This window comes from Nonomuraea purpurea (assembly GCF_042650645.1).
Lineage (GTDB): Bacteria > Actinomycetota > Actinomycetes > Streptosporangiales > Streptosporangiaceae > Nonomuraea > Nonomuraea purpurea.
Window position 1 is genome coordinate 24357 of record NZ_JBHSBI010000047.1, and the last position, 13160, is coordinate 37516.

11 protein-coding genes are annotated in these 13160 nt (G+C 71.5%); 9 read left to right on the top strand and 2 right to left on the bottom strand.

Features of this window, described 5'->3' with window-relative positions; genetic code table 11:
* Positions 1–87 precede the first annotated feature (87 nt).
* The 9 genes from ACFOY2_RS50960 (at position 88) to ACFOY2_RS51000 (ending at position 11868) form a co-directional block, all read left to right on the top strand.
* Complete coding sequence (locus ACFOY2_RS50960; protein ID WP_379535422.1) at positions 88–333, top strand: acyl carrier protein; 246 nt, start codon at positions 88–90, stop codon at positions 331–333.
* A gap of 220 nt (positions 334–553) precedes the next feature.
* Positions 554–1060, top strand: a complete 507-nt coding sequence (locus tag ACFOY2_RS50965) for a helix-turn-helix transcriptional regulator (protein ID WP_379535423.1) — start codon at positions 554–556, stop codon at positions 1058–1060.
* Positions 1061–1152: 92 nt separating this feature from the next.
* Complete coding sequence (locus tag ACFOY2_RS50970; RefSeq protein WP_379535424.1) at positions 1153–6570, top strand: type I polyketide synthase; 5418 nt, start codon at positions 1153–1155, stop codon at positions 6568–6570.
* The gene (locus ACFOY2_RS50975) at positions 6563–7381 is read left to right on the top strand and encodes an SDR family oxidoreductase (RefSeq protein WP_379535425.1); all 819 of its coding nucleotides are present in this window, start codon (positions 6563–6565) and stop codon (positions 7379–7381) included. The genes ACFOY2_RS50970 and ACFOY2_RS50975 overlap by 8 nt, the downstream gene beginning before the upstream one ends.
* A gap of 88 nt (positions 7382–7469) precedes the next feature.
* Positions 7470–8228 (top strand): thioesterase II family protein, encoded by a 759-nt coding sequence (locus tag ACFOY2_RS50980; protein WP_379535426.1) that lies wholly within the window; start codon positions 7470–7472, stop codon positions 8226–8228.
* Positions 8225–9469 carry a condensation domain-containing protein gene (locus ACFOY2_RS50985; RefSeq protein WP_379535427.1) on the top strand — a complete coding sequence of 415 codons (1245 nt, stop codon included), beginning with the start codon at positions 8225–8227 and terminating at the stop codon, positions 9467–9469. Before ACFOY2_RS50980 ends, ACFOY2_RS50985 begins: the two co-directional genes overlap by 4 nt.
* Complete coding sequence (locus ACFOY2_RS50990) at positions 9466–10167, top strand: SDR family oxidoreductase (protein WP_379535428.1); 702 nt, start codon at positions 9466–9468, stop codon at positions 10165–10167. The genes ACFOY2_RS50985 and ACFOY2_RS50990 overlap by 4 nt, the downstream gene beginning before the upstream one ends.
* Positions 10168–10187: 20 nt before the next feature.
* On the top strand, positions 10188–10484 hold the full coding sequence (locus tag ACFOY2_RS50995) for an acyl carrier protein (protein ID WP_379535429.1): 297 nt from the start codon (positions 10188–10190) through the stop codon (positions 10482–10484).
* A gap of 1 nt (position 10485) precedes the next feature.
* On the top strand, positions 10486–11868 hold the full coding sequence (locus ACFOY2_RS51000; RefSeq protein WP_379535430.1) for a condensation domain-containing protein: 1383 nt from the start codon (positions 10486–10488) through the stop codon (positions 11866–11868).
* On the opposite strand, the gene ACFOY2_RS51005 is transcribed toward ACFOY2_RS51000, so the two are convergent.
* Both ACFOY2_RS51005 and ACFOY2_RS51010 read right to left on the bottom strand, forming a co-directional pair.
* Positions 11861–12886 carry a MupA/Atu3671 family FMN-dependent luciferase-like monooxygenase gene (locus tag ACFOY2_RS51005; protein WP_379535431.1) on the bottom strand — a complete coding sequence of 342 codons (1026 nt, stop codon included), beginning with the start codon at positions 12884–12886 and terminating at the stop codon, positions 11861–11863. The two genes, ACFOY2_RS51000 and ACFOY2_RS51005, sit on opposite strands and share 8 nt — an antisense overlap.
* Complete coding sequence (locus ACFOY2_RS51010; protein ID WP_379535432.1) at positions 12887–13156, bottom strand: phosphopantetheine-binding protein; 270 nt, start codon at positions 13154–13156, stop codon at positions 12887–12889.
* Between the last annotated feature and the right edge of the window lie 4 nt (positions 13157–13160).

The window sequence follows — 13160 nt, forward strand, 5'->3', positions numbered from 1 at the left end:
TCAGTCGCGTTTACAGGGGACAGGTCCCGGCCCGGAGATGTCGCCACCATGGCGCTGCACGCCGTCACACAGGAGGCAGGTAGGGCGATGGCTGATCGGGAGCTCCTGGAGCGGGTCCACGCGCTGTTCGCCGAACGCCGGCCGATCGATCTCGATGTCAACTTCTTCGAGGCCGGATTCTCCTCCCTCATGCTGGCCCAGGTGCTCCCCGGCCTGCGTGCCCTCGGCCTGGCCGTGTCGCTCACCGACCTTTACCGCTACCCCACGGTGCGCTTACTCGCCGAGTCGGGACGCTCGGTAGTCGCCCGCCTGCCCTGGGACCGAAACGCCTGAAAACGGTCTGCGATGGCAGATGGCCTGACCAGGCGATCAAGGTTCTCTCAACAATCACTCCATTTGTTCCGGACAGCCTGAACCCCGGCAGCGCTCGTTGCCGTTCCGAGACGGAACCTTTGGGGGCTTTGTGATCCGTGTTGAGATCCTGGACGCATCACCGATCTTCATCGTGGGCCTGACGCACGTTCTGTCGAATGCCGGGATGAAGGTGCTCGACGTGCGTAGTTCTCTGACCGACCGTATTCCGTGGCGGGCCGACGCACTCCTCGTCGATCCGGCCGTGCTGCCGGCCGAGGACTCCCTCGGCTATGTCTCGCGCCTCGCGTCGTACACCTCGGTGATCGTCCTTCGTACGCACCGGTCGTTCGGCGACGTCGCCTTCATCAAGGCCGGCGCTTCGCTCGTCCTCAGCAAGACGGCGCCGGAAGACGTCCTCGTCAACGGAATCCGCGAGGTCACGACAGGGGCGCCGGCCAGGAACGACGGGCCGGTCGAGCCCGACGACGCGGCCGCGGGCGACTCGTCGGCCCTCTCGGAGCGGGAGAAGCAGGTGCTGCGGCGGATCTCCCAGGGGCTCACCCACGGCCAGATCGCCACCCGGCTGGGCATCAGCAGGCACACCGTCGACACGTACGTCAAACGGATCCGCGCCAAGCTCGGGGCCGGCAACAAAGCCGAGCTCACGCGCGCGGCACTGCTGGGGCAGGTCACCGAGGCAGGCTGATCGGGCCGTCGCAGGTTTGCGGGACGTGAAAAGCCGTCAACGGGCGAGCCACAATCGCCCTGGCGTGGCGGCATCGACAGCGGAGGTAGCGCATGGCCCAGGCAGAACCGATCGCTATCGTCGGTATGGCGGGGCGCTTCCCAGGTGCGGACAACATCGAGGAATTCTGGGGAAACCTGGTCGCCGGGCGTGACTGCCTCACCGAGCTGAGCGACGAGGAGTTGCTGCGCTACCACGAGGATCCGGAGCTGATCGGCCGCCCTGACTACGTGCGCCGACGGCCGATCATCCCTGACGCCGACGCGATCGACGCGGACCTCTTCGAGCTGACGCCCAGAGAGGCGGAACTGCGCGATCCCCAGTACCGGCTGATGCTGGAGACGGCGCACAGCGTGCTGGAGCACGCCGGCTATGACCCGGCCGACTACCAGGGACGCATCGGGTTGTTCGCGGCGACCAACATCAACCGTTACCGCTACGACTACATCGAGCGCGACGAGGATCTCGTCGAGAGCGTCGGCTACACGGCGATCGACGTCGCCACCTCGCCCGACTATCTCTCCACGTTCATCTCCTACAAGCTCAACCTGCGCGGGCCGAGCGCGACCGTACTCACCGCCTGCTCCAGCTCCCTGACGGCGGTCCACATGGCGTGCACGGCGATACGGGCCGGAGACTGCGAGATGGTGATCGCGGGCGGCGTGGACATCGAGTTCCCCTATCACCGCGGGTACATGCCGATGGCCGGCGGACTGGCCGCCCACGACGGCATCGTCCGATCGTTCGACGTGGACGCCACCGGCACCAACTTCGGCGACGGCGTCGGCGCCGTCCTGCTCAAACCGCTCTCGGCCGCCTTGCGGGACGACGACACCGTCTATGCGGTGATCCTCGGCTCGGCCATCAACAACGACGGATCGCGCAAGGTCGGCTTCACCGCTCCGAGCATCGCGGGCCAGAGCGAGTGCGTCCGTGACGCGCTGGCGGCCAGCGGCATCACCCCGGGCGACATCGGCTACGTGGAGGCGCACGGCACCGCCACCAAGGTCGGTGACCCGATCGAGCTGACCGCGCTCATCGAGGCATACCAGACGGCGGCCCCCGAGCCGCTGCCCACGCAATACTGCGGTCTGGGCTCGGTCAAGTCCAACATCGGGCATCTCGGGCAGGCGGCCGGGATCGCCGGGCTCATCAAGGCCTCACTCGTCCTGAGCCGGCGCCTCATCCCGCCGAGCATCAACGTCTCCACCCCCACCCCCGAGACCGACTGGGAAGACTCGCCCTTCTACCTCAACACCCGGCTGCGGGAATGGCCGGACGACGGCCGGCCGCGCCGGGCCGGGGTCAGCTCCTTCGGCATCGGCGGCACCAACGCGCATATCGTCCTGCAGGAGGCACCCCCCGCAGAGCCGGAGCCGGAGACGGACAAGGGGACGGAGCGCGTACAGCCTCGGGAGATCCTGACCTGGTCGGCCCGCACGGATACGGCGGAAACGGCGCTGCGCGAGCGCCTGGCCGGCCACTTCGAGCGGCTGGACGCCGGCCGTTTCGCCGACACCGCCCACACGCTACGGGTGGGCCGCACCCGCCTGCCGGTACGCGGCGCCCTGCTCGCCGCCGGCCCCGCCGACGCCGCCGCGGGGCTGCGCGATCCCGCGAGGGTCCGCACCTGGGACGGGGTCATCAGGGACACGGTCTTCGCCTTCCCCGGGCAGGGCGCGCAGCGGCCGGGTATGTTCCGGCACCTGTACGAGACCGAGCCGATGTTCCGCCAGGGTTGTGACGCGGCTTTCGAGGTGCTGGAGCCGCTGCTGGAGCGTGACCTGCGCGCGCTGTGGCTGTCCGCGGACGATCCTGCCGAGCTGGCCGAGACCGAGGTGGCCCAGCCACTCCTGTACGTGGGCGAGTACACGCTGGCGCACTGCCTCATGCAGTGGGGCGTCACCCCCGTCACTCTGGTGGGGCACAGTCTCGGAGAGCTGGTGGCGGCGGCGGTCGCCGGCGTGTTCGACTTCGAGACAGGGCTGCGGGCGGTCGCCGCGCGGGCCCGGTGCATCCAGCGCATGCCGCGTGGCTCCATGCTCGCGGTGTCCGCGGACACGGAGGCCGTCGCCGGACTGCTGCCGCACGACGTGACGCTCGCCGCGGTCAACGCGCCCGCGCAGATCGTGCTGGCCGGCCCCGATGACGTCATCGCCGATCTCGCTCAGAAGCTGGCCGCACAGGAGATCGGTACCAGGATCTTGAACACCTCGCACGCCTTCCACTCCTCGGCGATGGCGGAGGCGGCGGAGGAGTTCGAGGCCGTCCTGAGCACCATGACATTGCGCGAACCCACAACGCGGGTGATCTCGGCGGACACGGGCACCGAGCTTGGCACGGGTGAAGCCACCTCCGCCGCTTTCTGGGCCCGGCAACTGGTCCGGCCGGTGGACTTCGACGCCGCCGCGCGGGCTGTGTTCGCGGAGGGGCCGGCCAACATGGTCGAGATCGGACCGGGCGCCACCCTGGCCGCCGTCCTGCGCGGGCGCTCCGACTTCCGGTCGTCGGTGAGCCGGCTGCTGCCGGTCACCGGGCGCGGGGACGACGAGGGCGTGCTGGAGCAGACGCTGGCCCAGCTGTGGGTCGACGGCGTCCCGGTGACGTACTGGCGGCAGGACGCGCGCAGACATCGGCGGGTCGCCGCGCCCGGCTACCCCTACCAGCGTCGCCGCGCCTGGATCGACCGCAAGCCCGTCACGGAGGGAGTTCAAGGGGAAGCCAGTCCCATGGCCCCGCGGCAGACCCCTGCGGACGATCCCGCGCAGGTTCCCTCCGACCCGGCCGTGCAGGCTGGACAGGCCCGCCGCTGGCGCTTCGCCGAGCTGCACTGGGTACGGCAGGTTCCGCCGCAGCCGGCGAGCTGGGTGACCGACCGCGGTGTCGCCGTCCTGCTCGCTCCCGGCGACGAATCGGCGGCCCGCGCCGCTCAGGCAGCTCTGCAGCTCGGCGGCTATCGCACCCGGCGCGTCACGGACCGCCGCGATCCCGGCGCCTCGGGTTCGACCATGATCGACCCCACGGTCGCGGAGGACTGGCTGTCCGCCCTGGACCGGCCCGAGGGGGAGGTCGTTCTGGCCCATGCCGCCATGCTCGGCCCGGTGGACCAGCTGGACACCGACGATCTCGAGCATCAGGTCGCCCGGGTTCTCGACGCGGTGCGAGGGATGCTCAAGGCCGCGGCAGCCTTCCAACGCCGCCACCGGGTGCCGACGCGGGTCCTGGTGCTTGCCCGCGGCATGGTGGACGTCACGGGCGGCGAGCCGGTGAACCCGGTCAGGGCCGCCGTCATCGGCCTGATCCGCAGTGCCGCCCAGGAACTGCCGGCCATCCGCTGCCAGCTCGTCGACGTGTCGGCCAAGGCGTCCGAACGGACGCTCGGAGAGGTCATCGTGGGCGGCGAGCCGCCGCTGGCGGCCGTCCGCGGCGCCGCCTGCTGGGTACCCCGGCTGGTGAGCGGCTCGCCCGCGCGAACCGAATCGAGGCTGCGCCGACGAGGCACGTACGTCATCACCGGCGGGCTCGGCGGCCTCGGTCTGGTCGTCGCGCGCGCCATGGCCGAGACGGGACTGCGCCCCAACCTCGTCCTTCTGGGACGTACGCCGCCCAGCAGGCTCCAGAACCGCGACGACGTGGCGGCCGCGCTGGCGGCGATCACCGACTCCGGCGCCGAGGTCCAGGTCCATGAGTGCGACGTCGCGGACGTGGCGGCGCTCGGCGCCGTCGTGGACGCGGCGCAAAAGCGGTTCGGGCGGATCGACGGGGTGGTGCACGCGGCGGGCACGCCCGGTGGGGGTCTCGTCGAGCGGCGCTCCGGGGCGGAGCTGCGCGAGGTACTGCGCCCCAAGGCCGGGGGAGTGCTGGCGATCGAGGAGGTGTTCGCCGATCGTGCTCCGCTGGACTTCCTGGTGTCCTTCTCCAGCGTCGCCGGGCTGACGGGCATGTACGGCAGCGCGGACTACGCGGCGGCCAACGCCTTCCTGGACGCGCACAGCACCGGCCGCCACTCCGACGAGCGCTTCACGGTGTCCGTGCAGTGGCCGGGATGGGCCGAGGTGGGCATGCTGGCCCGCTCTCCGGAAGGGCGCGCGGTGCACGGCGGCTTGCTGACGAACCCCGCCGACGGCCCGGCCCCGGTTCTGGAGGTGGTCCGGCGGCCTGGGCATGACTGGGAGTTCGACGATCACCTCTTTCAAGGGGCGCCCGTGCTGCCGGGGACCAGCCTGCTGCAGTTGGCCGTTCTCGGGGCCCAGTCGGTGAACGAGCGGGCGTGGCCGGTGGAGATCCGCGATCTGGCCTTCCTGGCGCCGCTGGTGGGCGATGGGCCCCGGCGTGTCGAAGTGCATCTCCGGCCGTCGCCGGGCGGTCATCGCGTCGTCGTGCGTTCGCGGCCGGAACAGGGCCAGGGGCCGTGGACCGAGCACGCCACTGGCCTGGTCGTCGGCGTGCAGCCGGTCGAGGCCGAAGGGCTGGACCGCATCCGCGGCCGCCTGACGGAACCCGTCGACATCCGGCTCGCCAAGTGGATCACGTTCGGACCGCGCTGGCCCTCCTTGTCCGAGGGGAGAGCGGCCGAGGGGGAGCGGCTGGCCCGCCTGGTCCTGCCGGAGCGCTTCCACGACGACCTTGCCGCGCATCCCGTGCACCCGGCGCTGGTCGACGCGGCGGGTGGGGTGCTGCACACGCTTCCGCCCGGCCGCGCCTACGCCCCCTTCCTCTATCGCAGGGTGGTCGTGCTCGGGCCGCTGACCGGAGACGTCCACGTGCATGGCCGGGCCGCGGCGGGCGCTCAGGCGGCGGGCGCGTTCGACTTCCACATCTACGACTCCCGCACAGGCGCCCTGCTCTTCTATGCCGAGTCGTTCACGATTCGCGAGGTGAAGGATGGGGCGTTCGCCGCGCCCGGGCGAGGTGAGGAGGCCGCCGATCCGCCGACCGCTCTGCTCACGCCGCAGGAGGCCGCCGACCCGCCGACCGGCCTGCTCACGCCGCAGGAGGGAGCCACCGCCTTTCTGGAGCTCCTGAGGCAGGATCGTTCGCCTGTCGTGCTGGTCGACCTGGTGGACGCCCCGGTCGAGGCGCCCGGACTGCCCCCGGCCGGCGGGCCCATGGCGGTGCCGCGCGCGGGCGCCGCACCGGTCGGAGACCAGCGGCACCCGGACGCCTCGCGACCGCAGGCCCCTGAGGCGGAACGCCCTGACGAGGAGCGGGCCGATCAGCGCGAGGAGCCGATCGAACGCGTGCTGCGCGGCCTCTGGGCGGCCGCGCTCGGGCTGGAGAAGATCGGCGGCCAGGAGGATTTCTTCGAGCTCGGCGGCAACTCGCTCACCGCCGTCCAGCTGATCGCCCGTATCAACGCCCGCTTCGGCACGCAACTGGGCGCGGGGGCGCTGTTCGAGTTCTCCACGCTGGACGCGCTCGCCTTGGAGCTCGCCCAACTGGTGGAACCGGAGGGGCGCGACGGTGCTTGAGATCTTCCAGCCGAACGCGCTCAAAGGCGAGGTAGCGGTCATCACGGGCGGCGGATCCGGGCTGGGATACGGCATGGCCCGGGCCTTCGCCCAGGTCGGCGCCACTGTGGTGATCACGTCACGGTCGGCCGAACGGCTCGCCGCCGCCACGGCGAGGATCGGCGAGGAGACCGGCCGTCACTGTGGCAGCATGCCGTGCGACGTCCGCGACGAAGCCGGCGTCCAGCGCCTGCGCGACTACGTGGAGGAGCGGTACGGCCCGGCCACCATCGTCGTCAACAACGCGGCGGCGAACTTCCCCATGCGCGCCGAGCGCCTGACCTCCCGGGCTCTGGCCGCGGTGGTGGACACCGACCTGTACGGCACGTTCCACCTCACCCGGGGCTTCGTGCCCGCCATGCTGGAGGCCCGCCACGGCGCGGTGCTCAACATCACGTTGCCCGTGCCCGAGCGTGGTTTTCCCGGTTTCGCCGCGTGCGGCGCGGCCAAGGCGGCGATCGTCTCGCTGACCGCCACGTGGGCCTACGAATGGGGCCCCCGCGGCGTCCGGGTCAACGCCATCGCCCCGGGGCCCGTGCCCACCGAGGGCGTGGCCGCCAACATGTTGTCGACGACCACGCCGGCGGCATTCGCCGGCGCAGGCGGAGACACCCCTTTGGGCAGGCTCGGAGCCCCGGACGACATCGCGGCGGCGGCGGTGTTCCTGTGCTCACCCGCCGCGAGCTGGATCACGGGTCAGAACCTGGTCGTGGACGGCGGGATCTACCTCAACCGCGCGCCCGCACCGCAGGTTCTCGCTCCGCGCCCATGACGTCGGGGGCGCTCTGACGTCCCCTGATCCTGGGACCTGCCGTGAGCGGCCGCCGATGCCATCGTCAGAACACCGGAGGGAGAGGAACGTGCTGTCGGAGACGGAGGTGTTCCGCGGTCCGTGGTTGCGACGCTGCGGGGGTGCCCCGCGCCCCACGTTACGGCTGATCTGCCTGCCCTACGCCGGGGCCGGAGCGTCCATGTTCGGCGAGTGGCGGCTGCCGGGCGACCTGGAAGCCGAGATCTGGGCGGTGCAGCCACCGGGGCGCGAGCAGCGGTGGAGCGAGCCGCCGATCCGCCGGGCGGACCTGCTGGCCGAGCACATCGCGCAGGCCGTTCGGCCGCTGCTGGACGTTCCCTGCGCCGTGTTCGGGCACAGCATGGGCGCCCTGCTGGCGTTCGAGGTGTGCCGGCGGTTGCGCCGGTCGGGCGGCCCGCAGCCGGTGCGGCTGATCGTCTCCGGGCACCGGGCGCCGCACCTGCCGCCCTGGCGCCCCGAGGCCAGCACGCTGACCGATGAGGGGCTCCTGGCCAGGCTCGACGAGATGGCCGGCCCTTCTGTCACCGTGCTGCGCGACAGGGCGCTCCTGCTGGCGATGGCGCCGCTGATCAGGGCCGACCTGGAGGTGTGCGAGCGTTACGTCTACCTCGACGAACCCCCGTTGGACCTGCCCCTGACCTGCCTGGCCGCCACGGACGACCCGGAGGTGCGGCTCGACGAGATGGTGGCCTGGCGCCACCACACCACCCGGGAGTGCGGCGTGCGCCCCTTCACCGGCGGCCATCTCTTCCTGCGAGACCGTATCGGCGCGGTGCTCGAGCACGTGGCCGAGGACCTCGCCGCATGACGGGTGTCCAGCCATCGTACGCACAGGCGCGGCGAATACGCGCCGTCTGCGGAGCCGGGGACCGGCTCGCCGGCCTGGCCAAGACCATCCCGCTGGTGTGCCGCCTGCCGGCGGAGGCGGATGTCGCCGCCATGACCCGGGCCGTGACCGCCTTCGCGGCCCGTCACGAGGCACTGCGGTACCGCTTCGCGCACAGGGACGGCATCGTGTCCGCCAGGAGCGTGCCCGTCGCCGAGGTGCCGTGCGTGGCCACGGTTGTCCCGGGCGGGGACGAGCAGGCGATGAGTCACGTGCGAGCCGAGGTGGACCGGCCGTTCGACGTGCTCGGCTGGCCGCTGTTGCGGGCCGGGCTGGTGCGGTCGCAGCGGCCGCTGCTGTACCTGTCGATGGACCACCTGGTCGCCGACGCCTGGTCCGTCTCCGTCGCCATGCGCGACCTGCGGGAGCTGTACGACGCGGCCGTGACCGGGCGCCCGCCGGACCTGCCGGATCCGGGCGGTTACCTGGCCTACAGCGCCGCGCAACACCGCCGCTTCGCGGACGGGCCCGCCCTCGACGCGCAGGTCGCCGACCTCCAGCGACTGCTGGCGGGCCGTCCGCTCCACCCGCCGTTCCCGGTCGGCGTCGGCCGCTGGGATCTCGCCCGCGGCCGTTACGCGCGGCTGAAGCTCCTGAACCCGGCGCAGGCCGACGCTTTCGTCCGGCGTTGCCGCGAGGAGAGATCCACCGTTTTCATGGGGGTTCTCACCGCCCTCGGCCTCGCGCTGAAGGAGGTGAGCGGCCGGCACGAGGCCGGTGTGCTGGTCGCCACCCACAACAGGGACGATCTGGAGACACCTGACGCCCTCGGCTGGTACGCCAACATGCTTCCCCTCTACTTCCCGGTCGCGGACGGCTTCGCCGCGACCCTGCCGAGCGTCCGGGCGAACCTGCTGGCCATGTTCGAACACCACGAGCTGCCGCTGGCCCGGATCCTGCAGCGCCTGCCCGACGATCGGGAGCACGGCGTCAGCTGCTTCGTCTCCTTCACCGACGACCGGGACACCGGCCCTGCCCGTACGCGGGACTGGCGCCGCGTGCCCATGGCTCCGGCGTACCGGGAGGGGTACGGCCTGTGGGTCTCGCTCAACGACGGCGGGCTCACGGCCGAGGTGGCCTCACCGGGTGCCCCGGTGGGCGGGTCCCGGCTGACCGAACTGGAGTCGGCGCTGGCCGAGGCGCTGAGAGAGGCGGCGAGATGAGCGGCAGGGTGGCCGTGGTGAGCGGCGGCAACCGGGGACTCGGCCTGGAGATCGTCCGAAAGCTGGCGGCGGCCGGCCTGCGGGTGGTGCTCGCCAGCCGGTCGGCCGAGCGCGGCGAGGTGGCGGCGGCGCGGCTGGAGGAGCACCGCGACAGCGTCACCGTCGCCCCGCTGGACATCTCCGACGCGGCGAGCGTCGCCGAGTTCGCCACCTGGCTGCGCCTCACCTTCGGCCGCTGCGACGTACTGGTCAACAACGCGGCGGTGGCCGTCGACGACGGCCAGGACGCGGAGACGATCGACATGGACGTCGTACGGCGGACGATGGAGACCAACCTGCTCGGCACCTGGCAGCTCAGCCAGGCCGTCATCCCCGCCATGCGGGCGCGACGGCATGGTCGCATCGTCAACATCTCCAGCGGCGTGGGACGGCTGAGCAGCATGGGCGCCGGCATCCCCGCCTACCGGGTCTCCAAGTGCGCGGTGAACGCGCTGACCCGGATCATGGCCGACGAGCTTCGCGACGACGGGATCCTCGTCAACGCCTGCTGCCCCGGCTGGACGCGGACAGAGATGGGCGGGCCGTCCGCCACGGTCAGCCCCGAGGACGCCGCGGTGACCCCGGTGTGGCTGGCCACCCTGCCGCCGGACGGGCCGACCGGGCAGTTCTACCGCGACGGCCGGCCGCTCGACTGGTGACCAAGCGAAAGGAGAATGCCATGCCCGCATCCGACAAGACACTCGACGACGTGGCCGAGCAGTTGGTCGCGATCTGGAAGAGCGTGCTGAAGACGTCGGACATCGACCTCGACAGCAACCTCCACGATCTCGGCGCGACCTCGCTGACCGCGGTCCGGATCCGCTCCAGGGTGCGGGCCCAGCTGGGCAAGGAGATCGATGTCGTGGCCCTGCTCGAATATCCCACCCCGCGCGAACTCGCCGTGCTGGTGGTGGACGCTCCCGCGTGGAGCGGTCCGCAGGCGTGGCACCAGATCGAGTGGACGCCAGGAGCCTGACGTGGACGACGCGGCCCCGACCGGAGAGATCACCGTCGCCTTCCGCGCCCCCACAGCCCGGTCTGGGCTGCTGACCTGGGCTCAGCGCGAAATGTGGCATCAGTTCTCACGCACCCGTCCGCACCACTACTACTTCAACAGCACCCGGTTGTTCCGTGTGCCGGAGAAATGCCGGATCGGGGACGTGACGGAGGCGGTACGGCGCCTGGTCGAATGCTACGAGGCGTTCCGCACCACGATCGGCGTTACCTCCGGTGGGGTGCCGCGCCAGCACGTGGCAGGTGAGGGGGTGTACCGCCTGGCCCTGCACGAGGCGGGCGAGGACGAGGGAGGGCTGGCGGAGCGGCTGAGCTACGAGTACCGGGGACGCGGCTTCGACGACGACGAGTGGCCGTTGCGCGTGGCCGTGATCACCCGGGCCGGTGAACCGGCGCTTGTGCTGTTCACCGTCTCGCACCTGGCCGCCGACAGGGTCGGCCTCGACGTCGCCAGCGAGGCGTTCGTCAGGTTGCTCGCCGGTGAGAGGGACGCGCTGCCCGCCACCGTCATGCAGCCGCTCGACCAGGTGGCCGTGGAAGACTCGCCGGTCGGCGAGCGGGCGGCGGCGCGGGCCGTCGCGTACTGGGAGCGTACGGTGGCCACGATTCCGCACACCATGTTCCCTGACCGCTCGCCGGCTGTGCCCGGCAACTGGTCGCCCGTCGGCGTGTTGCGCTCTCCGGCGGCGGGGTTGGCCGCCGCGGTGCTGGGCGCCGAGCTGGGCGTCTCGCCGGGTGGCGCCGTGCTGGCCGCCGCCGCCGCGCTGCTGTCCACACGGACCGGTAACACCACGGTGGCGCTGGGACTGTTCGCGGCCAACAGGTCAGTGCCGGGAGCGCGTGACATGGTGAGCACCTGTGTACAGCCGGCGCTGTTCTCCGTCGATGTGCCCGCCGCGTCATTCCGCGAGCTGATCAGGAGTACGTGGACCTCGTCGCTCCTGGCCTATCGGCATGCGTGGTACCCGCCAGACCTGATCGGCGACGTCGTCGAGCGGGCGAGCCGGCGGCGGGGGCAGCCCATCGAGCTGGACTGTCAGGTCCAGGACTACAGCGGCTACTCCAGAGCCAGGCCCATAGCGCCGTCGCCACAGGAGGTGCACACAGCCCTGCCGCGCTCCAGGTTCAGCCGCAGTGCCCTGTGGACCCGCGACCAGCTTCTTCTGCTCACGATCGCCGGGCACCCGGGCTCCGAACTCCGGTTCTCGGTGGCGTCCGACCCTGCGGTCCTGCCCGTCCCGGAGCTGGAGCGTTTCGTGCGCGGCATCGAACTGCTGCTGGTGCGGGCCGTGGTGGCGGACTTCGAGCTGGGCGAGGTGCCGGAGCTCACCGGCCTGTTCAGGTGAGAGCGGAGAGCCGCTTCAACGTCTGGTAGACCGTCTCAGGCTCGACGCCGAAGTCGACGAGGCAGGCAACCTCGTCCACGCCCGCGAGGGCGAACTGCCGCAACCGCCGTGCGACCTCGTCGACGTCTCCGACGAGTCCGCGGCCGGAGGCGTACTTGCGGGCGGCGTAGCGGGCGAGCTCGTGCTTCTCCTCGTCGGTGAGCTCGTCCTCCTCCGCCTGCACGTCGCGGTCGCGCAGATCGAGGAACTGCCGCTGGTATGTGAGCAGCGGCTCCTCGACCGCGGCCAGCGCCTGCTCCGTCGTGTCGCCCACGCATGTGTGCAGCATCAGCGTGACGTGCGGGGTACCGTCCGGCAGGTGCGCGGCGAATGCGGCACGGTAGATGCTTATGTGCTGTTCCAGCTGCTCGCCGTCCTGCTGGAGGAAGCCGGTCAGCACGTTGCAGCCGCGCCGGCCCGCCTCCGAGAAGGTCTCCGGCCCCGAGGTCGCGGTCAGCCACAGCGGGATGCGCCGCCGGGTGGGCGCCGGGTACGTCCGCACCGGCGCCCCGTCGGGGTGGAAGCGAACCTCCTCGCCCTGCCACAGCGCCCGCAAGGTGTCCACGGCGGCGAAGGTGTGCTCGCGGCGGTTCTCGTACGGCACGTCGCTCAGGACGAAGTCGCCCCTGCTCCACCCGGTGGCCAGGGACACGCCGGCCCGGCCGCCGGACAGCGCGTCCACCATCGCCCATTCCTCCGCCACCCGGGCGGCATGGTGCAGCGGCATGACCACGCTGCCCGCGCGGACCGCGATCCTGCTGGTCCGGGCCGCCAGGGCCGCCGCCAGCACCGCGGGATTGGGGAACAGCCCGCCGAACGGATGGAAGTGCCGCTCGGGCACCCACACGGCCTCGAAGCCCAGCTCCTCCGCCAGGGCGGTGGTCTCCAGGATGAACGCGTAGCGGTCTGGAACCGGTCCCGTGTCGGCGCTGGAGAAGAAGAACACACTCAGACGGGGCGTGCTCCTGGTCGCCGGCACTCAGCTCGCCGCCTGCCCGGTGGGCACGTCACGGACGGTGGAGATGGCCGTCCACAGCGTGCTGGGCGTGCGGAAGGTCTCCCCGGTGAGCAGCGCGTCGGGAAATTCGATCTCGTACGCGGTCTCGATGGCTATGAGCACCTCGATCAGTGTGAGCGAGTCCAGTCCCGCCTCACGCAGGTCGAGATCGGCCGCCATGGGCAGACCCGGTTCCAGGAGCATGAGATGCGGCCGGAGTACCGTTTCGAAAGAGTCGTCCCAGGGTTCCACGATG